This window comes from Acinetobacter sp. AOR18_HL (genome assembly GCF_027855145.1).
GTDB classification, from domain to species: Bacteria; Pseudomonadota; Gammaproteobacteria; order Pseudomonadales; family Moraxellaceae; genus Acinetobacter; species Acinetobacter pittii.
Genome location: NZ_JAKTIG010000058.1, coordinates 1 through 23,811, shown reverse-complemented (window position 1 = coordinate 23,811; position 23,811 = coordinate 1). Strand labels below are relative to the sequence as shown.

Below are 23,811 nucleotides of genomic sequence, written 5' to 3'. Positions count from 1 at the left end.
TGTATTAAGATAGAAATTTAAGGCGCATATTTTAGCGCGAAAATTAGTAATAAGCGAGAAAACCATAAAAAGTATATGGTTTATTTAAGGAGTTTGTTTTGAGTAATGATCATCGAACGCTCTCTCTCACCCCATGTGCAGGGCGTTGTTCAACAGTTTTTGGTGATCAGGTTTGTCGTGGTTGTCGCCGTTTTAACCACGAGGTGATTCAATGGAACACTTATACGGCAGAGCAGCGTTTAGCTGTATGGAAGCGTTTAGATGATCAATTGAATCAAATCTTAGTGCCGATGCTGCCTCATGCGGACTTACAGCATGTTGAGGGCTTTATTTTAAGTAAGCGTGTTCGGTTAATGGAAGGGGCGAGCCAGGGTCGTAAGCTTTACCATGCCTTAAAAATATGTGAAAAGAATAAACATCTAGCACACGAGAGTGGTTTGGGTATTTCGGAGTCTCAAGTCAAAACAATATGGGTTGAGTTTGAAAGACGTGTTTTAGCGTTGGCTAAAGCGAGCTATGAGTTGGCTTGGTTGCGAGCAGATGGAATTAGCCATCACTTGTTAACTATGTATGAAGAAGAATAAGTCTAGAGTAGAAAAGACGGAAATAAAAAAGCTGCCAGAAGGCAGCTTTTTTTTATTAATTTTCTTTCGAATATTAACGTTTGATGTCGCGTTGAGTTTCACCAGTATAAAGCTGACGAGGACGACCGATTTTGTAAGGGCCGCTGTGCATTTCTAACCAGTGGCTGATCCAACCAACTGTACGAGCAAGAGCGAAGATTACAGTAAACATTTCTGTTGGGATACCAATCGCTTTAAGGATGATACCTGAGTAGAAGTCTACGTTAGGGTAAAGTTTACGCTCAACGAAGTACGGGTCGTTCAATGCGATACGCTCAAGTTCCATAGCAAGTGCTAATTGAGGATCGTTGATACCTAAAGCTTCAAGAACTTCGTCACAAGTTTGCTTCATTACTTTAGCACGTGGGTCGAAGTTTTTGTAAACGCGGTGACCGAAGCCCATAAGCTTAACTTCTTTGCGTTTAACTTTTTCCATGAACTCTGCAACGTTTTCAACGCTACCGATTTCATCAAGCATCTTAAGAACTGCTTCGTTTGCACCACCGTGAGCAGGGCCCCAAAGTGCAGAGATACCAGCAGAGATACATGCATACGGGTTTGCACCAGTAGAGCCAGCAAGACGTACTGTAGATGTAGACGCGTTTTGTTCATGGTCAGCATGAAGCGTGAAAATACGATCCATTGCGCGAGCAAGAACAGGATTAACCTTGTAATCTCGGTCAGCAGGAGTAGCAAACATCATGTGCAAGAAGTTTTCCGCATAACTTAAATCGTTACGTGGATAGATGAATGGTTGACCTACTGTATATTTGTAACTCCAAGCAGCAAGCGTTGGAATTTTTGCAATTAAGCGAATTGCAGTGATTTCACGGTGATTGATGTCTTCAATATCTAGGTTGTTATGATAGAACGCAGATAATGCACCTACAACACCAACCATGATTGCCATTGGGTGAGCGTCACGACGGAAACCATTGAAGAAACGGCTAACTTGATCATGAACCATAGTGTGAGCACGAACTTTCGTATCAAACTCAACTTTTTGCTCAGCAGTTGGGAGCTCGCCATTTAATAATAAATAACAAGTTTCAAGATAGTCTGCTTGAGTTGCTAACTGGTCAATTGGGTAACCGCGGTGTAATAAAATACCTTTGTCACCATCAATGAAAGTAATTTTAGATTCGCATGCGGCTGTCGCCATAAAACCAGGATCGAAAGTAAAATGACCTTCTTTCAGTATGCTGCTGACATCAATTACATCTGGACCTAAAGTGCCACTGTAGATTGGTAAACCAATTTCTTTGCCATCAAGATGTAATACGGCTTTTTTGCCATTTGCTTCAGACATTCAATAGATCTCCTGTCCTGGTGAATGTTGATCTGACTCGAAATCCTAATGTTCTCATGTGCGAATCAGACGGTGTCAAAATTTGCTATAAGATTAGTGAGTACTGAAATTTTGTCAATTATACTTATGGATAAAAAATGACGTTCCCACAGAGAGTTAGTCATCAAGACCCGAGCAAAAAAGTCAGTAAAATCACTGCATCGGGATGGTATAATAAGTCAATTCAACAAGAACGTGCAGAAAAAAAATGAAGGATGAGTACAATTGTAAGCAAATTTATAAATTGCAATTTAGAATAATAAGGCGGTAGAAAATGCCAATCTGCTTAAAAAAATCATAAAACTCATGGTGTAATTTCAAATTTATACTCAAAAAAAATTGTATTTTTATTTAGTTGTAACAAAGAATATTGTTCTTTTTTTAAGTTTAATTGTATAAAAAATAGCTTATCAGACGAGTTTAAAATCATAAGAACTGTTTTTTAATGAAATTCACTTTCGAAAAATTAGTGTAGATCGCTTAATATCTATGTGAAATATAAGTCTCTTCACTTATTTAAAATATGGCTCACATTGAAAATAGGAGGGTATTGCGATCATTTTTCTATTGATATGAGGAATTTATAACTTTATCTTTAGTCTAAAATCGGCTTATTTAAAAGAAATTTCAGAAAAAATGAAATTAAATAAAAAGTTATTTTAAACAAGGACATGGTGTGTATAGGTATAGTTTTTTTATTGACCTAATAATGTAATATTGTTTTGAATGATTCTTATTTAATGGTTTTTTGCTGAAATGGCAAAGTGGATTGTTTGTATTTTGATACTTCGCGTTTTATAATTCAGTGTCGTTTATAGGTTAGGCATGAGCTGTGCTTGCCTAACAATGCCAGCTTTCCTTGGAATTAATTCAACAAACTCCGGTCGGAGTTTCTACCTACAGGATGCCCGCTGTGAAAAGCAACAGACCTGTCAATTTGTCCATGGGTCAGGTGTTAGCGGTAAATTTACGCTCACCCGTGGCTATTGCATCAATTTTACACCGTTTATCAGGTGTCATCGTTTTCTTATTAGTACCAGTTCTCTTATGGATTCTAGATAAATCATTATCTTCACCAGAAGGATTTGACTACGTTAAAAATGTCGTTTTTGGAAATATCCTTGTACGTTTCGTTGTTTGGGTATTTGCAGCCGGCTTGATATTCCACTTTATTGCTGGAGTTAAGCACTTACTTGCAGATTTAGGTTTTGCTGAAGAACTGCAAAGTGGTCGTATTGCAGCGACAATTTCATTGATCTTATCTGTGGTAGCCATTATCGCAGCCTTTGTATGGATTATGTTCTAATGAAAAGTGCTACAGGTTTAACTGGTTCAGGTTCTCGTGATTGGTTTATCCAGCGTGTAAGTGCGGTTGTATTAGCAGCTTATACTGTTGTTCTTTTTGGTTGGATTCTCTGCAAAGGTGGATTTGACTATCAACAGTGGGCTGGCTTCATGATGACATTACCAATGAAGATTTTTTCTTTATTGGCAATTTTATCGCTTATCGCACACGCATGGATTGGTATGTGGCAAGTTTTCACTGACTATGTCACTACTCGTCAAATGGGTCCTTCAGCGAAAGGTTTACGCCTTGTACTGACGACGGCTGTCATTATTGCAGTGTTTGTGTACGCAATCTGGGGTATCCAGATTTTCTGGGCGAATTGATAGGAAGATATCATGGGCGCGATAACCCCTAAAGAAGATTATTCAAATATTCAAAACCTCACTTTCGATGCAGTTATCGTTGGTGGTGGTGGTTCTGGTATGCGTGCTTCTTACCAACTTGCTCAAGCAGGTTTGAAAGTTGCAGTACTTACTAAAGTTTTCCCAACACGTTCACATACAGTTGCTGCTCAGGGCGGTATCGGTGCGTCGTTAGGTAACATGCAAGAAGATAACTGGCATTTCCACTTTTACGATACGGTAAAAGGTTCTGACTGGTTAGGTGACCAAGACGCAATTGAATTTATGTGTCGTGAAGCACCAAAAGTTGTGTATGAACTTGAACACATGGGTATGCCGTTTGACCGTAACGCTGATGGTACAATTTACCAGCGTCCGTTCGGTGGCCACTCTGCGAACTATGGTGATAAACCAGTTCCACGTGCTTGTGCTGCTGCTGACCGTACTGGTCACGCATTATTACACACGCTTTATCAAAGCAACGTGAAAATGGGTACTCAGTTCTTCGTTGAATGGATCGCGCTTGATTTGATCCGTAACGAAGCAGGTGATGTTCTTGGTGTAACAGCTATTGACCAAGAAACTGGTAATATCGCAGTATTCCAAGCAAAAGCGACATTATTTGCGACCGGTGGTGCTGGTCGTGTTTACCGTGCATCAACAAATGCTTATATCAATACTGGTGACGGTCTTGGTATGGCTGCTCGTGCTGGTATTCCATTACAAGATATGGAATTCTGGCAATTCCACCCTACGGGTGTTGCGGGCGCAGGCGTATTGTTAACTGAAGGTTGTCGTGGTGAAGGTGCAATCCTTCGTAACAAAGACGGCGAACCGTTCATGGAACGTTACGCACCAACTTTAAAAGACTTGGCTCCACGTGACTTCGTATCACGTTCTATGGACCAAGAAATTAAAGAGGGTCGTGGTTGTGGTCCAAAAGGTGATTATATCTTACTAGATATGACTCACTTGGGCGCTGACACAATCATGAAGCGTTTACCATCTGTATTTGAGATTGGTAAAAAATTCGCGAACGTTGACATTACTAAAGAACCAATTCCTGTAGTACCAACAATCCATTATCAAATGGGTGGTATTCCTACAAATATGCATGGTCAAGTGTGCTTACCTGAAGCAGGTACAGACAATTACACTAAACCTGTAAAAGGTTTCTATGCAATTGGTGAATGTTCTTGTGTATCAGTACATGGTGCAAACCGTTTAGGTACTAACTCACTTCTTGACTTGGTTGTATTTGGTAAAGCTGCTGGTGAGCACATTATCGACTACGTAACTAAGCATCATGGTGATGAATATGCACCACTTCCAACAAACGTATTAGAGCAAACTTTAGATCGCGTACGTAAATTGGATGAATCAACTTCTGGCGAAAATGCACAAGAAGTTGCTGATGCGATTCGTGATATCGTTCAAGACCACGCTGGTGTATTCCGTACTCAAGCTTTGCTTGATAAAGGTGTTAAAGAGATTCTTGCTCTTGAGCCACGTGTGCGCAACATTCATTTGAAAGATAAATCTAAAGTATTTAACACTGCACGTGTTGAAGCGCTTGAAGTTGAAAACTTATATGAAGTTGCAAAAGCTACATTAATTTCAGCTGCTGCGCGTAAAGAGTGTCGTGGTGCGCATACTGTAGTTGACTATGAATTGCCAGCTGATCACCCAACTTATTCATACGGTCGCCGTGATGATGAGTGGATGAAGCATACTTTATGGTATTCATCAGACAATCGTTTGGAATATAAGCCTGTGCGCTTCAAACCGTTGACTGTTGATGCAATTCCACCAGCACCACGTACATTCTAATCGGGAGTATAAAGATGAGTAGAGGTACTCGTACATTCGAAATCTACCGCTATGATCCTGATAAGGATAAAGCGCCGTACATGCAAACTTTCAAGCTTGAATTGACTGATAAGCACCGTATGTTGCTTGATGCATTACTTGCTTTGAAGGTTCAAGATGAATCATTAACGTTCCGTCGTTCATGCCGTGAAGGTATTTGTGGTTCGGATGGTGTAAACATTAATGGTAAAAATGGTTTGGCTTGTTTATGGAATTTAAATGACCTGCCTGAGAAAATTGTAATTCGTCCATTACCAGGTTTGCCGGTTGTTAAAGATTTGGTTGTTGATATGAACCAATTCTATGATCAATATGACAAAATTCAGCCATTCTTGATCAATAACCAACCAGCTCCACCTAAAGAGCGTTTACAGTCTCCTGAAGAGCGTGAACACTTAAATGGTTTGTATGAATGTATTCTTTGTGCGTGTTGTTCAACTTCATGCCCATCATTCTGGTGGAACCCTGATAAATTCTTGGGTCCTTCAGCATTGTTAAATGCATACCGTTTTATCATCGACTCTCGTGATACTGCTACTGCAGACCGTTTGGCTCGTCTTGACGATCCATTCAGTTTGTTCCGTTGTAAAGGTATTATGAACTGTGTGTCAGTATGTCCTAAAGGTCTAAACCCTACTAAAGCAATCGGTCACATCCGTAACATGCTATTAGATCAAGCGGGTTAATTCTGCACAAATAGAAAACGCGCATCCTTGATGTGCGTTTTTTTTTAATTTTATAATGTAAACTTTAGACTTTGGTCGAAAAGAGCGAGGATTTTATATATTGCACCATATATTAAAAGATAAAATCGCTTATGTATTTCGCCAATTTATAGGTGGTATGTGTCAAAAAAATCAATCGTTGTTTAAGAACATGATACGATTTGCCACAAAGTTATAGGTGAAAAAAGCGTATACTAGTGAAATTAATTTAAGTAGCACGATCTTAGATCTGTGCTTAATTTTTATGGTTAAAGTCATTTTAGAAAAGTTAATTTTAAAGTTAATTTTTCTAAAAAGATTTGCAAAAAATTGCTCGGTTTTAATCGAGTATAAGGTGAGTGATGATGCCATTGAGGGCGTTGTGATTCATTAATTACCTATGGAGTTTTCTCTCTAGGTAGTATGACGCCCCATGGTCTTAGAGACCTGTTGGGTAAGTAATGCCTTTTTTACCAATTTGGCATTATGCATCATGGGTGTGCTTAAAAGGCAGCCTGTAATATTTTTTGCAATAGGAAATGGGTCCACAAATGCAAGAAGTTGCTGACGCATTGCGTCTTGACACTGAACTTTCCGCTGATAGTGCAGCGTATATTGAAGAACTTTACGAGCAGTACCTGACTTCCCCAACCTCTGTAGCTGAGGACTGGCGCCAATATTTCGATAAATATCCAAAGGGTGACCAACCACACAGCGCTGTGCGTGAGCAATTCCTATTACTAGGACGTAATGCTAATCGTGTTCAACCTGTTGTACAAAGTACTGTAAGTACTGAGCATGAGCGTCGTCAAATTGGCGTTTTACAACTTATTGCTGCTTATCGTAATCGCGGACATCAAAAAGCTAAATTAGATCCATTAGGTCTTGCTAAGCGTGAAGAGATTCCAGATTTAGATCTTTCAGCTCACGGTTTAACCAAATCAGATTTAGACACTGTATTCAATACCGGCAATCTTGAAATCGGCAAAAGCGAAGCAACGCTTGCTGAAATGATTGAAGCAATGGAATCAATCTATTGTGGTTCGATTGGTGTTGAATACATGCATATCGTGGACACAAAAGAAAAACGTTGGATTCAACAACGTCTTGAAAGTGCCCGTGGTAAATTCAATTACACAAATGATCAAAAGAAAGGCTTCTTAGAGCGTTTAACTGCTGCTGAAGGTCTTGAAAAATATCTTGGTAATAAATACGTCGGTGCTAAACGCTTTGGTGTTGAGGGCGGCGAATCTTTTATTCCTATGGTAAACGAGATTATTCAGCGTGCTGGTGCTGTAGGTTGTAAAGAAGTTGTTATTGGTATGCCACACCGTGGCCGTTTAAACCTTCTTGTGAATATTATGGGTAAAAACCCTGCGGACTTATTTGGTGAGTTCGAAGGTAAATCAATTCATAAAAAAGGTTCTGGCGACGTTAAATACCACCAAGGTTTCTCAAGTAATGTAATGACTCCAGGTGGCGAAGTTCACTTGGCATTAGCATTTAACCCATCTCACTTGGAAATTGTTGGTCCTGTAGTTGAAGGTTCTGTACGTGCACGTCAAGTACGTCGTAGAGACATTGGCGGTGATGACGTTTTACCAGTTATTGTTCATGGTGATGCGGCATTTGCAGGTCAGGGCGTGAACATGGAAACCTTCCAGATGTCACAAACTCGTGGCTATACGGTTGGCGGTACAGTTCATATTATTGTGAACAACCAAGTAGGTTTCACAACTTCTGATCCTCGTGACGCACGTTCTACAGAATACTGTACAGACGTTGCTAAAATGATTCAGGCGCCAATTTTCCATGTAAATGGCGATGATCCTGAAGCTGTTATCTTTGCTACTCAATTAGCACATGATTTCCGTCACGAATTCCGTAAAGATGTTGTTATCGATTTGTTCTGTTATCGTCGTCGTGGCCATAACGAAGCAGATGAGCCATCTGGTACACAGCCATTGATGTATCAAGTAATTGCGAAGAAAGCGACTACTCGTACACTTTATGCTGATCAACTTGTTCAAGAGAAAGTACTTGATCGTGCTGAAGCAGACCAAATGGTTGAAGATTACCGTTCTGATCTAGAAGCGGGCAATCATGTAGCAAATGCATTGATTCTTGAACCAAATACCAAAATGTTTGTTGACTGGACTCCATATTTGGGCCATGACTACACAGACGATTGGGATACTTCATTTGACTTAAATCGCTTAAAAGAATTAGGCGAGGGCATGAGCAAACTTCCTGAAGGGTTTGTAATGCAGCGTCAGGTTCAAAAAGTAATTGAAGACCGCGTAAAAATGCAAACTGGTGAAACTCCATTAAACTGGGGTGCAGCAGAAACTTTAGCTTATGCAACTTTATTAGATGAAGATTATCTAGTTCGTATTACTGGTGAAGACGTGGGTCGTGGTACCTTCTCACACCGTCATGCGAAATTGCATAACCAAGCTGATGGTTCAACTTACATTCCACTTTGTCATGTGAAAGAGAACCAACCACGTTTTGCGATTTATGACTCTCTTTTATCTGAAGAAGCAGTTCTTGCATTCGAATATGGTTACGCAACTACAATTCCTAAGAGCTTGATTATTTGGGAAGCACAATTTGGTGACTTCGTAAACTGTGCTCAAGTTGTGATTGACCAGTTTATTGCTTCTGGTGAGACTAAGTGGGAACGTGTTTGTGGTTTAACAATGTTGTTACCACACGGTTTCGAAGGTCAAGGCCCAGAACACTCATCAGCTCGTTTAGAACGTTTCTTACAGTTATGTGCTGAAGACAACATGCAAGTGATCACTCCAACGACACCTGCACAGATTTTCCATGCATTACGTCGTCAAGCTGTACGCCCAATTCGTAAGCCATTGATTGTAATGTCACCGAAATCTTTACTTCGTCATAAACTTGCGACTTCTACTTTAGAAGAGCTTGCAAATGGTTCATTCCAAACTGTAATTGATGAAATCGATCAAATTAACAAGTCAGATGTAACTCGTCTTGTACTTTGTGGCGGTAAAGTTTATTACGACTTACTTGAAAAACGTCGTGAACAAAACTTAACTAATGTTGCAATCGTACGTATTGAACAGTTGTATCCATACCCAGAGCAACGTCTTGCGGAAATCTTGGCTGCTTATCCAAATGTGAAAGAACTCGTTTGGGCACAAGAAGAGCCGAAGAACCAAGGCGCATGGTTATTTATTGCACCGCGTTTATATGACGATATCTTAAAATCTGGCAAACAAATCCGTATCAGTTTTGCAGGTCGTGAAGCTTCTGCTGCACCAGCTTGTGGCTCACCGTACTTGCATGCAAAACAACAAGCTCAGCTAATTAATGATGCATTGGCAATCGAAGCTGAACAATCAGGAGATTCTCAATAATGGCAACCGAAATTAAAGCACCGGTATTCCCAGAGTCTGTTGCAGATGGCACCATCGCAACTTGGCATAAAAAGGTGGGTGAACCTGTATCACGTGATGAAGTAATCTGTGATATTGAAACCGACAAAGTTGTTTTAGAAGTTGTTGCTCCTGCTGATGGTAGCTTAGTTGCAATCATTAAAGATGAAGGCGATACAGTTCTTTCTGACGAAGTTATTGCTCAATTTGAAGCTGGTGCTGGTGCAGCAGCGGCTGCTCCTGCAGCAGTAGAGCAAGCAGTTGCTCAAACTCAAGCTGGTGCAGCGCCTGTTGTTGAGCGTACAGAAACTGTATCTGATCAAGCTCCTGCAGTTCGTAAAGCATTAACTGAATCTGGTATTGCTGCTGCTGACGTACAAGGTACTGGTCGTGGTGGTCGTATCACTAAAGAAGATGTTGCAAACCATCAAGCTAAACCAGCTGCTAACGTTACTCCGTTAAGTGTGGCTGTTGGTGAGCGTATCGAAAAACGCGTTCCAATGACTCGTTTACGTAAGCGTGTAGCTGAGCGTCTTCTTGCTGCAACTCAAGAAACAGCAATGTTAACTACATTCAACGAAGTTAACATGAAGCCAATCATGGAATTGCGTAAGCAATATAAAGATGCTTTTGAAAAACGTCATGGCGCTCGTTTAGGCTTCATGTCATTCTTCGTTAAAGCAGCAACTGAAGCGCTTAAACGCTACCCAGCTGTAAACGCTTCAATTGATGGCGACGATATCGTTTATCACGGTTACTACGACATCGGTGTTGCAGTATCTTCTGATCGTGGTCTTGTTGTACCAGTATTACGTGATACTGATCGTATGAGCTATGCAGAAGTTGAATCTGGTATTGGTGTATATGCTGCTAAAGCACGTGATGGTAAATTATCTATCGAAGAAATGACTGGTGGTACTTTCACAATCACTAACGGTGGTACTTTCGGTTCATTACTTTCAACTCCAATTTTGAATCAGCCACAAACTGGTATCTTGGGTATGCACAAAATCCAAGAGCGTCCTATGGCTGTAAATGGTCAAGTTGAAATCTTGCCAATGATGTATTTAGCACTTTCTTATGACCACCGTATGATCGATGGTAAAGAAGCTGTAGGTTTCTTGGTAGCAATCAAAGAGTTGTTAGAAGAGCCAGCTAAACTCATCCTTGATCTTTAATTTCTTCGAATAATATTACCGAGGTAGAGTGATCCTCTATCTCGGACCATGGAGATAAACAATGTCTCAACAATTTGATCTTGTTGTTATTGGCGGTGGTCCTGGTGGTTATGAAGCTGCAATTCGCGCTGCTCAACTAGGTTTTAAAGTCGCTTGTATCGAAAAACGTATTCACAACGGTAAGCCATCTTTGGGTGGTACATGCTTAAACGTAGGTTGTATTCCTTCTAAAGCATTACTTGACTCTTCTCACCGTTACGAAGATACAGTACATCACTTAGCTGATCACGGTATCACTACAGGTGAAGTGAATTTTGATCTTGCTAAGCTTCTTGCTCGTAAAGACAAAATTGTTGACCAATTAACTGGTGGTATCGATCAATTGCTTAAAGGCAATGGCATTGAATGGTTAAAAGGTACTGGTAAATTACTTGCTGGTAAAAAAGTTGAGTTCGTTTCTCATGAAGGCGAAACTCAAGTTTTAGAACCTAAATACGTTATTCTTGCGTCTGGTTCTGTGCCTGTAAATATTCCAGTAGCTCCTGTAGATCAAGATATTATTGTTGATTCAACTGGTGCATTGAACTTCCCAGAAGTACCTAAGCGTTTAGGTGTAATTGGTGCAGGTGTAATCGGTTTAGAGCTTGGTTCTGTTTGGCGTCGTCTTGGTGCTGAAGTTGTTGTTTTTGAAGCAATGGATGCATTCTTACCAATGGCTGATAAAGCTTTGGCAAAAGACTACCAAAAACTTTTAACTAAGCAAGGTCTTGATATTCGTATCGGTGCTAAAGTTTCTGGTACTGAAATTAATGGTCGTGAAGTGACTGTTAAATACACTCAAGGCGGCGAAGAAAAAACTCAGACTTTTGACAAATTAATCGTTTGTGTAGGCCGTAAAGCTTATGCAGAAGGTTTATTGGCAGATGATTCAGGCATTAAATTGACTGAACGCGGTCTAGTTGAAGTAAATGATCACTGTGCAACTTCTGTAGAAGGTGTATACGCGATTGGTGACTTAGTTCGTGGTCCAATGCTTGCTCATAAAGCAATGGAAGAAGGTGTAATGGCTGTTGAACGTATTCATGGTCATGCAGCTCAAGTGAACTATGACACAATCATTTCTGTTATCTATACACATCCGGAAGCGGCATGGGTTGGTTTAACTGAAGAACAAGCTAAAGAAAAAGGTCATGAAGTTAAAACTGGTCAATTCGGTTTTGCTGTAAATGGTCGTGCTTTAGCGGCGGGTGAAGGTGCTGGTTTTGTTAAGTTTGTTGCTGATGCAAAAACTGACCGTTTATTAGGTATGCATGTTATTGGACCTGCAGCATCTGATATCGTACACCAAGGTATGATCGCTCTTGAATTTGTATCTTCAGTTGAAGATCTTCAGTTGATGACTTTTGGTCACCCAACATTCTCTGAAGTTGTTCATGAAGCTGCACTTGCTGTAGATGGTCGTGCAATTCACGCGATTCAACGTAAGCGTAAATAAAATAAAGAGCGGGTTCTCCGCTCTTTTTCACATTCGATGGTGTGATTAAAAAAGCATCAAGATGAAAGACGTAGACAGCAATTTGCATATGTAACATGAGAATGTTGCGCAAATTGAAGACAACAAACAAAGTTAAGTAGGTAACTAAATGAACTTACATGAGTATCAAGCTAAAGCGTTATTGAAAGAATATGGTATGCCAGTACAAGAAGGTATCTTGGCTACCAATGCAGACGAAGCAGTTGCTGCATTTGAACAGCTTGGTGGTAAATTCGCGGTAATGAAAGCGCAAGTTCATGCTGGTGGTCGTGGTAAGGCTGGTGGCGTTAAAGTTGCAAAATCTAAAGAAGACGTTATCGAATTTGCAAACAATATCATTGGTACTCGTCTTGTAACGTATCAAACAGATGCAAATGGTCAACCAGTAAACAGCATTATTGTTGCTGAAGACGTATACCCAGTTGAGCGTGAGCTTTACTTAGGTGCGGTTGTAGACCGTTCTAGCCGTCGTATTACTTTCATGGCTTCTACAGAAGGTGGTGTAGAAATCGAGAAAGTTGCTGAAGAAACTCCAGAAAAAATTATCAAAGTTGAAGTTGATCCATTAGTTGGCTTACAACCATTCCAAGCACGTGAAGTTGCGTTTGCTTTAGGTTTGAAAGACAAACAAATCGGTCAATTCGTAAAAATCATGACAGCTGCTTACCAAGCATTTGTTGAAAATGATTTTGCTTTATTTGAAATTAACCCACTTTCAGTTCGTGAAAATGGCGAAATTTTATGTGTAGACGCGAAAGTAGGTATCGACTCTAACGCGCTTTACCGTTTACCTAAAGTTGCTGCTTTACGTGACAAATCTCAAGAGAATGAGCGTGAATTAAAAGCATCTGAATTTGATCTTAACTATGTTGCTTTAGAAGGTAACATCGGTTGTATGGTTAACGGTGCTGGTCTTGCAATGGCAACTATGGACATCATTAAACTTTATGGTGGTCAGCCTGCAAACTTCCTTGACGTTGGTGGCGGCGCAACTAAAGAGCGCGTAATCGAAGCGTTTAAAATCATCCTTGCTGATACATCTGTACAAGGTGTTTTAATCAACATCTTTGGTGGTATCGTACGTTGTGACATGATTGCTGAAGCGATTATTGCAGCGGTTCAAGAAGTAAACGTAACTGTTCCAGTTGTTGTTCGTTTAGAAGGTAACAACGCTGAGTTAGGTGCTAAATTACTTGATGAATCTGGTTTGAAATTAATTTCTGCAAACGGCTTGTCTGATGCCGCAGAAAAAGTTGTAGCTGCAGTTAAAGCGTAAGGGGAGTATCAATCATGAGCGTATTAATTAATAAAGACACTAAAGTATTGGTACAAGGTTTTACTGGTAAAAACGGTACTTTCCACTCTGCACAAGCTTTAGACTACGGTACAAAAGTTGTTGGTGGTGTTACTCCGGGTAAAGGCGGTACTACTCACCTTGACCTACCAGTATTCAACACAATGAAAGAAGCTGTACGTGAAACAAATGCAGATGCATCTGTAATCTATGTACCAGCTCCATTTGTTTTAGACTCAATCGTTGAAGCGGTTGATTCAGGTGTTGGCCTAATCGTTGTGATCACTGAAGGTGTTCCAACAATCGACATGCTTAAAGCAAAACGCTACTTAGAAACTAACGGTAACGGTACTCGTTTAGTTGGTCCTAACTGTCCAGGAGTGATCACTCCGGGTGAATGTAAGATTGGTATTATGCCTGGTCATATTCACCAACCAGGCCGTATTGGTATCATCTCGCGTTCAGGTACATTGACTTATGAAGCTGTTGCTCAAACAACTAAGCTTGGTTTAGGTCAATCTACTTGTATCGGTATCGGTGGTGACCCAATCCCAGGTATGAACCAAATCGAAGCGCTTCAATTGTTCCAAGACGATCCAGATACTGATGCAATCATCATGATCGGTGAGATCGGTGGTACAGCGGAAGAAGAAGCTGCTGAATTCATCAAATCTAACGTGACTAAGCCTGTAGTAGGTTACATTGCTGGTGTAACTGCTCCTAAAGGTAAGCGTATGGGTCACGCTGGTGCGATCATTTCTGGTGGTCAAGGTACTGCTGAAGAGAAATTCGCTGCATTTGAAAAAGCAGGTATGGCTTACACTCGTAGCCCAGCTGAGCTTGGTTCAACTATGTTGCAAGTTTTAAAAGAGAAAGGTTTAGCTTAATCGCTTTACGCTGAATCTTAAAAAGCACCGTATCTGAAAAATGATGCGGTGTTTTTTTATTTATTAAAGAAAAATCAGAATTTTTATAAGTATAGCTAATTCATAAATAAAATTTTTAGGCAAAAAAATACGCAATGATTGGGGTGATCATTGCGTAGAACAACGAATCTGTAAAAACAGTTTCGGTTTAAGGAGAAATGTCGTGAGGCTCATATGATGTAACCTACATAGAGGATAATAGATAAAGTTAAGATATTCTTCATCGCTATTAGCGTTAATAAGTGTTACTTCACGTTAATAGGGTAAAAGCCTGTGAATGGCTATCAATACATTAGTAATTCTAAAAAATGAATATTATTGAATCTAATAAATAAAAAAAGCCCCGAAGGGCTTTTAGTTTTCAAAAAGGATTAAAATTTAAATAAACCTAAACCATCTTTAACTTCGTCTAAAGTCTGTTGAGTAATAAGACGGCACTTATCTGTACCTTGACGTAAAACATCCATAATATAGTCAGGATCTTTAGCAAGTTCTTCGCGACGTTCACGAATAGGTGTAATTAACTCTTTTAAGACACCTTCAAGACGTTTTTTAACCGTACCGTCACCAAGACCACCGCGACGATAGTGAGCTTTTAATTCTTCAACTTCTTCTTTATTTGGATCAAATGCATCTAAATAAGTAAATACAATATTGCCTTCAACTTGACCTGGATCTTCAATACGAAGGTGATTTGGATCGGTGTACATCGCATTAACAGCTTTTTTAATGTCTTTATCAGAAGCATTTAAAACGATGGTATTGCCTAATGATTTAGACATTTTCGCTTTACCATCAAAACCAGGTAGACGTGCCATATTAGAAAGCAAAGCTTTACATTCAGGCAAAAGATCTTGACCGATTTGGCGATTTACTCGACGTACAATTTCATTGGTTTGTTCAATCATTGGAATCTGATCTTCACCCACTGGAACCACAGATGCTTTGAAAGCAGTAATGTCAGCCGCTTGTGCAACAGGGTAGCAGAGGAAACCAGCTGGAATGTCACGCTCAAAACCACGCATTTGAATTTCAGATTTAATGGTCGGGTTACGTTCTAAGCGCGCAACAGTCACGAAGTTGAGATAAAGCATTGTGAGTTCATTGAGTGCTGGTAGGCAAGATTGAACACAAATGGTAGTTTTTGTTGGATCAATACCTACAGCTAAATAATCTAGAGCAACTTCTAGAATATTACGACGAACTTTATCTGGATTATCTGCATTATCTGTTAATGCTTGTGCATCTGCTAATAAGAGATGTTGATGATGGCTATCCTGTAAACCTACACGAGAACGCAAAGAACCGACAAAATGCCCAAGATGAAGTTGTCCGGTTGGGCGGTCGCCTGTCAAAATAATTGGACGCTGATCAACATTACTCATTATTTATTCCACTATCGTATTGGCTTAATCAGGGGTAGTAAGCCCTGTAATATAAAAGATTGGCATTATTGTACGGGAAATAAATTTTTTTCGTCAGCGATTGGGGAAACTTTTCTTAAAATAATATTGTGAATTTATTCAGTAAAATTACAGAAATTCAAAAAAATCACCTTACAATAGCTTTAATAAATACAAACTTGGATAAGAAATGGCGAGTGGCTTACTTTTATTACTAGATGATATAGCAACAATTTTAGATGATGTTGCTTTAATGAGCAAAATGGCAGCCAAGAAAACTGCTGGAGTTTTAGGTGACGATTTGGCCTTAAATGCTCAGCAAGTAACAGGTGTGCGTGCAGATCGTGAACTACCTATTGTTTGGAAGGTGGCCAAAGGTTCATTTGTTAATAAGCTTATTTTAGTTCCTTTAGCATTGTTAATTAGTGTGATTGCACCTTGGCTTATTAATCCGCTATTAATGCTCGGAGGCTTATTTTTATGTTATGAGGGAGTAGAGAAAGTTCTTCATACCATTATGCATAAAAAAGCTTCTACATCAGAGGAAGCAAAAGCAGAGCTTGAAACTGAAGAATTAGACTTAGCAACTTTTGAAAAAGAAAAAATAAAAGGAGCAGTAAGAACTGATTTTATTTTATCGGCTGAGATCGTGGTGATTACGCTCGGTACAGTTGCTACGGCTACTTTAATGACCAAAGTAAGCGTTTTAAGTGTTATTGCAGTTGTGATGACGATTGGCGTTTATGGCCTGGTCGGTATGATTGTTAAGATTGATGATTTGGGATTATTTTTAACAGAGCAGTCGACCTCATTTAAACAAACTATAGGTCGAGGCCTATTAGCTTTTGCTCCTATTTTGATGAAATTACTTTCAATCGTGGGCACTATTGCAATGTTTTTAGTGGGTGGCGGGATTATTAATCATACGATTCCATTGCTTCATCACTTAACTGAAGACACAGTGGATCATGTGGAAACAATACCAGCAGTGGGTAACATCATTGGTGCTTTAACACCAACATTGATTAACTTTGGAATAGGACTTGTTGCAGGTGCAATTGTTCTATTAATTGTGAGCTTAATACAAAAAATGTGGCCTAAAAAAGCATCGGGTTCATGATGCCATTCTAAAAAGAAGAGGGAAATTATGCGCTGGAAAGGTCGACGAATTAGTAGCAATGTTGAGGACCGTCGAGGTGGTGGCGGTGTTAGAGCTGGCGGTATCAGTATTATTGGTTTAGTTGTTGCATTTGTTGCGTGGAAGTTCTTTGGTGTTGATCCACAACAGGCTTATCAAGCAACGCAGCAAGTTACTGCTTCACAACAATCAAATGCAACTGCGCCAGAAAGTTTAACGGCCGAGCAAAAAGAAGCCTCGGATTTTGTTGGAACGGTTTTGGCTGATACAGAGGACGTCTGGACTCCTATATTTAAACAGTTAGGTAAAAGCTATACGCCACCTAAATTAGTTTTGTTTAGTGGAATAGCTCAATCAGGATGTGGTACTGCCCAATCTGCGATGGGGCCATTTTATTGTCCTGCAGACCAAAAGGTTTATATCGATACAGAATTCTTTAAAGATATGCGTCAGCAAATGGGAATTTCTGGTGAGCAGAACCAAACTGAACTTTCTAGGGAAGATCAGGCTGGCGATTTCGCACAAGCTTATGTGGTTGCACATGAAGTAGGGCACCATGTTCAAACCTTGCTGGGTATTTCGTCACAAGTACAGCAAGCCCGTGCACAAGTCAGCCAAAGAGAAGGTAACCAATTATCTGTTCGTCAAGAATTACAAGCTGACTGTTTAGCGGGGATTTGGGCGAGTCATAATCAACAGCGAACTCAATTTTTAGAGCAAGGTGACATTGAAGAGGCGATGGATGCTGCTCAAAAAATTGGAGATGATTATTTACAAAAGCGTTCCACAGGTCAGGTCGTTCCGGATAGCTTTACTCATGGTAGTAGTGAACAGCGCATGCATTGGTTTCAGGTTGGTTTAAAAACTGGTGATATTAACCAATGCGATACTTTTAATAATCCAGTTTAAAATTCTATAGGATGAGTCTTGTTAAACATAATTTAATAAGCTCATCTTTTTTGTTTCGATCATGACTATAAATAATGTTAAGAAATTTAACAGATTGATAGATTGTTCAATCAATTCGTTAAACTTGCATCCTAATTTCTGTTTTTTATGATTATGGCATTGTTTATGTCAGCTTTTTATTAAGTTTGGTCGATCTAGCAAAGTTGTTTATTTGGTCGTTGACCCAGAAGAAGGGTATTCATGGGTAATTTTTTTCTATTACAAGCTTTTACAGTGGTTTTTGCACTATCAATTGCAACCACGATCTTTAATAAGCGTATTTTAGGCTTTCCACAGGCGATTGGTGTTCCTCTAGTCTCAGCAATTTTTGTCTTTATTCTACAGTGGGGTGCCAGCCTACTAAATGGTAACCAGTTTATTACCATTAACATTCATAATATTGAAGAAGCAGTACGCCATATCGATTTTTATGATTTTTTAATTAATGGTGTTATTTGTTTTATTCTAACTTCTTCTGCACTCAAATTTAAAATCTCAGATCTAAAAAGTTATTGGAAGCAAATCAGTATTTTGGCAACGATTGCCTTAGTACTTTGTGCTGTATTGTTTGGTAGTTTACTCTACGGATTCCAATTACTGGTTGGATATCATGTGCCAATTCTGGTGCTGTTACTTTTAGGTGCAGCTTTAGGGGCAACAGACCCAATTGGTATTAAAGGTGTGCTTAGTTCGATTCGAGCACCACATCATTTAATTGTTAAGCTAGAAGGTGAATCATTATTTAATGATGCAATGTGTATTGCATTGTTTATGACTTTGCTTAATGTTTTACAGGGTGAACATTTTTCATTGGTAGCGACATTAGAAGCTCTACTTTATGAAATTGTTGTCGCCGTCGGGATTGGTTGGGCATTTGGGGTAGGAGTGTTGCGTTTATTACGTGGTAAACACGAAATGGAGTCCCTGATTTTAACAACAGCTTTACTCGCAAGTGGAACATATTTAGTCGCTTTGTTTGCTCATGCATCAGCTCCGATTGCTTGTGTAATTGGTGGCTTAATTGTTGGAAACAAATGGAAAGAAATACGAGAAGAACGGGAGATTCATGAGGTTAACCATTTTTGGCATACAGTGGAAGGAATTATTAACTCATTCTTATTTACTTTAATTGGCTTAGAGTTATTTATTCTTGATCTAAACTTTAGCCTGATTTTAGGCGGTATTATTGCGTTCTTTATTCTTCATATTTCTCGTTTTGCTGCCAACTTTATGGCTTTCGCTTTTTTCCCCACAATGCGTAGAACCAAAAGCTACAATGGTAGTTTGACTATTTTATCTTGGGGTGGGGTACGAGGAGGAATTTCACTTGCATTGATTTTGGCAGTAGCCAATATCCCTGCCTTAAGTCCCTATAGTAGTATTCTGATTGGATATACATTTATTAGTGTATTGTTATCAGGTATTGTGTGCGGTTTAGGCTTACCAGCTGTGATGAATGCTTTTTATTACAACCCCAACGAAGAAACTGAAGGCTTAAAAGGCTTCTATCAAAGGTTGTGCCATAAGATGAACCGAAGAGGTTTTCAGTATATTGTGGGGGAGGATGCGCTGGGTAGAGAAACAATCACCGTTTATAATCCAGATATTCTTGTAGACCAAAAAACTGAGGATGGAATTGCGACAATGCATGATCCGAATAAGTTACAAGAAGTAAAAAGATTTGAGAGTCCAGATAATTTCTAAATATAAATATTTTTAAAATTTATAAGATATTTAAAAATGAGGTTTTAGTGTAATAGTAAAATATTACCTAAAGCCTTTTTTTTCTATATATATCATTAATAATATATTTTATTTTATTAAGATATTAATAATTGTTATATGAATATTTTAATTAAATGATTTTTCAACAAATGGTAAATAGAAAAATAATAAATTTGTTTTATATATAAAACGTTTAACGTGATTTTTCATTAAATTAACTTAAGAAAAACTTAACTAAGACTTATATATAATTTCTATTAATTAAAATTTTTTCTTTAGGTACTTTAGTATTTGTTTTTTTTATTTTAAAGTGTTTAATGTAAAAATGATCACATTACTTAATGTTTTTAAGTTGTAGGTCAAAAACTTAGAAAGATTAAGTAAAAAGAATTATATATAAAATCATTTAAATCAATAATATAAAAGGAATACAGATATGCCTGAAATACAAATTATTGCCAAGGATAGTCACGATACCTTGTCAACAATCAAGGGAACTTCTGCAAAGCTTTCAGAAGCGTCGGTCGTATTGGTAAAAGTGGCTGCCAGTGATGTATTGGTAGTGAATAGGGAGGGTACCAATGCAGTCATTCGCCTGAAAAATGGCGAGACTATTGTTATTGAAGGCTTCTTTAGTGGAACAGCTGAGCCTAAAGATAACAGTCTTGTTTTTCAAGATGAAAATGGACAGTTGATTTGGGCAAAATTCAAAGATGCTGAAAATGATGCGGACGCCGATGCCGATGCGGACGCTGACGCAGACAGTGATGTTGAACCACAAGCTCTGGTAGCTGAGGATTTACCTGCTGCTTTACCGGCAGAAGCACCACAAGAGTTGGTATCTGACGTTATTTACCAGCCTATTTCTTCAATTGAACCATTACTTTATCACGATGCAGGTGTAAACCCATGGTTGTGGGCAGCTATTCCTTTAGTTGCGGGCGGTATTATCGCTGCAGCATCGAATAGTGATAATGATGATGACTCAACACCTGCTGACACTACTCCACCAAATACAGATGGAGTTACTTTCTCTGTTGACCCTGTTACTTCAGATAACGTAATTAATGCATCAGAAGCAGCAGGTAATGTCACGATTACTGGTGTTTTGAAAAACATTCCAGCAGATGCGGCCAATACGGCCGTTACAGTTGTTATTAATGGGGTAACTTATAATGCAACTGTAGACAAAACAGCGGGTACATGGACAGTAAGTGTGCCTGGTAGTGGTTTAACAGCTGATGCAGATAAAACCATTGATGCGACTGTAACGTTTACAGATGCGGCAGGTAATAGCAGTACTGTTAAAGATACACAAACTTATACGATTGATACTGCTGCTCCTAATACGGATGAGGTTGATTTTTCGGTTGATTCTGTAACAGCTGACAATGTGATTAATGCATCAGAAGCGGCTGGTGATGTCACTATTACAGGTGTTTTGAAAAATATTCCGTCAGATGCAACCAATACTGTAGTAACAGTTGTTGTGAATGGGGTGACTTATACTGCAACTGTAGATAGTGCAGCAGGAACATGGACAGTAAATGTTCCAGGCAGTGGCTTAGAGGCTGATGCAGATAAAACCATTGATGCTACTGTAACGTTTACAGATGCAGCAGGTAACAGCAGTACGGTTAGCGATACACAAACTTATACACTTGATACAACTGCACCAACGGTTGTACTTGAAGATGTTTCTACTAATGATAATACTCCTGCATTAACAGGTACTGTAAGTGACCCAACAGCGACTGTTGTGGTTACTATTGATGGTGTTGATTATCCTGCAGTAAATAACGGTGACGGCACCTGGACGCTTGCAGACAATACACTTCCTGCGTTAACTGATGGTCCACACACTGTTACCGTGACTGCAACTGATGCAGCAGGTAATAAAGGTACTGATACAGGTGTTGTGACTGTTGACACAGCTGCACCAAATACAGCTGGTGTTAACTTTGCAGTTGATTCTGTTACTTCTGATAATGTAATTAATGCATCAGAAGCGTCAGGCAATGTCACTGTTACAGGTGTATTGAAAAATGTTCCGGCAGATGCAGCAAATACAGTGGTCACTGTTGTGATCAATGGCCAGACGTATACTGCAACTGTAGACAGTGCAGCAGGTACATGGACAGTAAGTGTACCTGGCAGCGGTTTGGTTGCTGATACAGATAAAACGATTGATGCTAAAGTGACCTTCACTGATGCAGCAGGTAATAGCAGCACAGTTAACGATACACAAACTTATACACTGGATACAGCTGCTCCTTCAGCGCCAGTGATTGACCCGGTTAACGGGACAGACCCAATTACAGGTACAGCAGAACCTGGTTCAACAGTAACAGTAACCTATCCTAATGGTAACACAGCAACAGTTGTAGCCGGACCGGATGGTACTTGGACTGTACAAAACCCAGGCTTAAATGATGGTGATAAAGTTGAGGCAATTGCTACTGATCCAGCAGGCAACCCATCTTTACCAGGTACAGCTACTGTTGATGCAGTTGCACCAGTAGTTATTCTAAATGATCTATTAACGAATGACAGCACCCCTGCGTTAATCGGTACAGTGAACGATCCGACTGCAACCGTGGTGGTGAATGTAGATGGCACTGACTATCCGGCAGTGAACAATGGTGACGGCACCTGGACGCTTGCAGACAATACACTTCCTGCATTAACCGATGGCCCACACACCATTACCGTGACTGCAACAGATGCAGCAGGTAACGTAGGTACAGATACAGGTGTTGTGACAGTTGATACAGCAGCTCCAGCAGCACCAGCGATTGACCCGGTTAACGGGACAGACCCAATTACAGGTACAGCAGAACCTGGTTCAACAGTAACTGTGACTTATCCGGATGGTAGTACAGCAAGTGTTGTTGCAGGACCGGACGGTAGTTGGACTGTGCCAAACCCAGGCTTAAATGATGGCGATACAGTAACGGCAGTAACAGAAGATCCTGCTGGCAATACATCAGGCCCAGCAACAGCTGTGGTTGATGCGGTTGCGCCGACAGTAGCGCTTAACGATGTATTGACCAATGACAGTACACCTGAGTTAACCGGTACAGTGAACGATCCGACTGCAACCGTGGTGGTGAATGTAGATGGTACTGACTATCCGGCAGTGAACAATGGAGACGGCACCTGGACGCTTGCCGACAATACACTTCCTGTGTTAACTGATGGCCCACACACCATTACCGTGACTGCAACAGATGCAGCAGGCAATGCAGGTACAGATACAGGTGTTGTGACAGTTGATACAGCTGCTCCAGCAGCACCAGTGATCGACCCGGTTAACGGGACAGACCCAATTACAGGTACAGCAGAACCTGGTTCAACAGTAACAGTAACTTATCCAGACGGTAGTACAGCAAGTGTTGTAGCAGGACCGGATGGTACTTGGACTGTGCCAAACCCAGGCTTAAATGATGGCGATACGGTAACAGCAGTAACAGAAGATCCTGCTGGCAATACATCAGGCCCAGCAACAGCTGTGGTTGATGCGGTAGGCCCAAATACCGATGGTGTTAACTTCACAGTTGATTCAGTAACAGCTGACAATGTGATTAATGCATCAGAAGCAGCGGGTAATGTCACGATTACTGGTGTTCTGACAAACGTTCCTTCAGATGCGGCTACTACAGCCGTTACAGTTGTTATTAATGGGGTAACTTATACTGCAACTGTAGACAGTGCCGCAGGTACATGGACAGTAAGTGTGCCTGGTAGTGGTTTAACAGCGGATGCAGATAAAACAATTGATGCCAAAGTAACCTTCACTGATGCAGTAGGTAATAGCAGCACTGTTAATGATACACAAACTTATACAGTCGATACCACAGCACCAAATGCACCTGTACTTGATCCAATCAATGCAACTGACCCAGTGAGCGGTACAGCAGAACCTGATTCTACAGTGACTGTGACATATCCTGATGGCACCACTGCAACAGTCGTGGCAGGCACAGATGGCAGCTGGTCAGTACCAAACCCGGGCAATCTGG

The 23,811-nt window shown here is 40.0% G+C and carries 18 protein-coding genes; 15 read left to right on the top strand and 3 right to left on the bottom strand.

Going from position 1 to position 23,811, the window contains the following annotated elements; all coding sequences use genetic code 11:
* Positions 1-98 precede the first annotated feature (98 nt).
* A complete protein-coding gene (locus MKL51_RS14135; protein ID WP_005064555.1) occupies positions 99-584 on the top strand; it encodes a DUF1289 domain-containing protein in 486 nt (161 codons plus the stop codon).
* Between the two features lie 73 nt (positions 585-657).
* On the opposite strand, the gene gltA is transcribed toward MKL51_RS14135, so the two are convergent.
* Positions 658-1,932: a citrate synthase gene (gltA, locus tag MKL51_RS14130; RefSeq protein WP_002116327.1), complete on the bottom strand. Its 1,275-nt coding sequence runs from the start codon at positions 1,930-1,932 to the stop codon at positions 658-660.
* A 343-nt stretch (positions 1,933-2,275) separates the two neighbouring features.
* Positions 2,276-2,401: a hypothetical protein gene (locus tag MKL51_RS14125; RefSeq protein WP_017400187.1), complete on the bottom strand. Its 126-nt coding sequence runs from the start codon at positions 2,399-2,401 to the stop codon at positions 2,276-2,278.
* 474 nt (positions 2,402-2,875) lie between these two features.
* Here MKL51_RS14125 and sdhC point away from each other — a divergent pair, with 474 nt between their 5' ends.
* The 10 genes from sdhC (at position 2,876) to sucD (ending at position 14,536) form a co-directional block, all read left to right on the top strand.
* The gene (gene sdhC / locus MKL51_RS14120) at positions 2,876-3,277 is read left to right on the top strand and encodes a succinate dehydrogenase, cytochrome b556 subunit (protein WP_075384165.1); all 402 of its coding nucleotides are present in this window, start codon (positions 2,876-2,878) and stop codon (positions 3,275-3,277) included.
* Entirely contained in the window at positions 3,277-3,642 is a 366-nt protein-coding gene (gene sdhD / locus MKL51_RS14115) for a succinate dehydrogenase, hydrophobic membrane anchor protein (protein ID WP_000833672.1), read from the top strand. Before sdhC ends, sdhD begins: the two co-directional genes overlap by 1 nt.
* A 12-nt stretch (positions 3,643-3,654) precedes the next feature.
* On the top strand, positions 3,655-5,490 hold the full coding sequence (sdhA, locus tag MKL51_RS14110) for a succinate dehydrogenase flavoprotein subunit (RefSeq protein ID WP_002116225.1): 1,836 nt from the start codon (positions 3,655-3,657) through the stop codon (positions 5,488-5,490).
* A 14-nt stretch (positions 5,491-5,504) separates the two neighbouring features.
* The gene (locus MKL51_RS14105; protein ID WP_002116292.1) at positions 5,505-6,215 is read left to right on the top strand and encodes a succinate dehydrogenase iron-sulfur subunit; all 711 of its coding nucleotides are present in this window, start codon (positions 5,505-5,507) and stop codon (positions 6,213-6,215) included.
* A gap of 283 nt (positions 6,216-6,498) precedes the next feature.
* On the top strand, positions 6,499-6,627 hold the full coding sequence (locus MKL51_RS14100; RefSeq protein ID WP_002116082.1) for a hypothetical protein: 129 nt from the start codon (positions 6,499-6,501) through the stop codon (positions 6,625-6,627).
* A gap of 157 nt (positions 6,628-6,784) precedes the next feature.
* Positions 6,785-9,625, top strand: a complete 2,841-nt coding sequence (locus tag MKL51_RS14090) for a 2-oxoglutarate dehydrogenase E1 component (protein ID WP_025466613.1) — start codon at positions 6,785-6,787, stop codon at positions 9,623-9,625.
* On the top strand, positions 9,625-10,821 hold the full coding sequence (gene odhB, locus MKL51_RS14085; RefSeq protein ID WP_032006544.1) for a 2-oxoglutarate dehydrogenase complex dihydrolipoyllysine-residue succinyltransferase: 1,197 nt from the start codon (positions 9,625-9,627) through the stop codon (positions 10,819-10,821). The genes MKL51_RS14090 and odhB overlap by 1 nt, the downstream gene beginning before the upstream one ends.
* A 61-nt stretch (positions 10,822-10,882) precedes the next feature.
* Positions 10,883-12,316 (top strand): dihydrolipoyl dehydrogenase, encoded by a 1,434-nt coding sequence (lpdA, locus tag MKL51_RS14080; protein WP_002116053.1) that lies wholly within the window; start codon positions 10,883-10,885, stop codon positions 12,314-12,316.
* Between the two features lie 148 nt (positions 12,317-12,464).
* Positions 12,465-13,631 (top strand): ADP-forming succinate--CoA ligase subunit beta, encoded by a 1,167-nt coding sequence (sucC, locus tag MKL51_RS14075; protein WP_001048573.1) that lies wholly within the window; start codon positions 12,465-12,467, stop codon positions 13,629-13,631.
* A gap of 14 nt (positions 13,632-13,645) precedes the next feature.
* Positions 13,646-14,536, top strand: coding sequence for a succinate--CoA ligase subunit alpha (gene sucD, locus MKL51_RS14070; protein WP_000114637.1), 891 nt, complete (start codon positions 13,646-13,648; stop codon positions 14,534-14,536).
* A 410-nt stretch (positions 14,537-14,946) separates the two neighbouring features.
* On the opposite strand, the gene trpS is transcribed toward sucD, so the two are convergent.
* Positions 14,947-15,960: a tryptophan--tRNA ligase gene (gene trpS / locus MKL51_RS14065; protein ID WP_017482086.1), complete on the bottom strand. Its 1,014-nt coding sequence runs from the start codon at positions 15,958-15,960 to the stop codon at positions 14,947-14,949.
* 208 nt (positions 15,961-16,168) lie between these two features.
* On the opposite strand from trpS, the gene MKL51_RS14060 reads away from it, so the two are divergent.
* The 4 genes from MKL51_RS14060 to MKL51_RS14045 all read left to right on the top strand — a co-directional run.
* Positions 16,169-17,098 (top strand): DUF808 domain-containing protein, encoded by a 930-nt coding sequence (locus MKL51_RS14060; RefSeq protein WP_017482085.1) that lies wholly within the window; start codon positions 16,169-16,171, stop codon positions 17,096-17,098.
* Positions 17,099-17,125: 27 nt separating this feature from the next.
* Entirely contained in the window at positions 17,126-18,025 is a 900-nt protein-coding gene (ypfJ, locus tag MKL51_RS14055) for a KPN_02809 family neutral zinc metallopeptidase (protein WP_014207472.1), read from the top strand.
* A gap of 240 nt (positions 18,026-18,265) precedes the next feature.
* Entirely contained in the window at positions 18,266-19,768 is a 1,503-nt protein-coding gene (locus MKL51_RS14050; protein ID WP_017482084.1) for a cation:proton antiporter, read from the top strand.
* Between the two features lie 457 nt (positions 19,769-20,225).
* A partial coding sequence (locus MKL51_RS14045) for an Ig-like domain-containing protein (RefSeq protein ID WP_270904340.1) occupies positions 20,226-23,811 on the top strand: 3,586 nt, incomplete at its 3' end.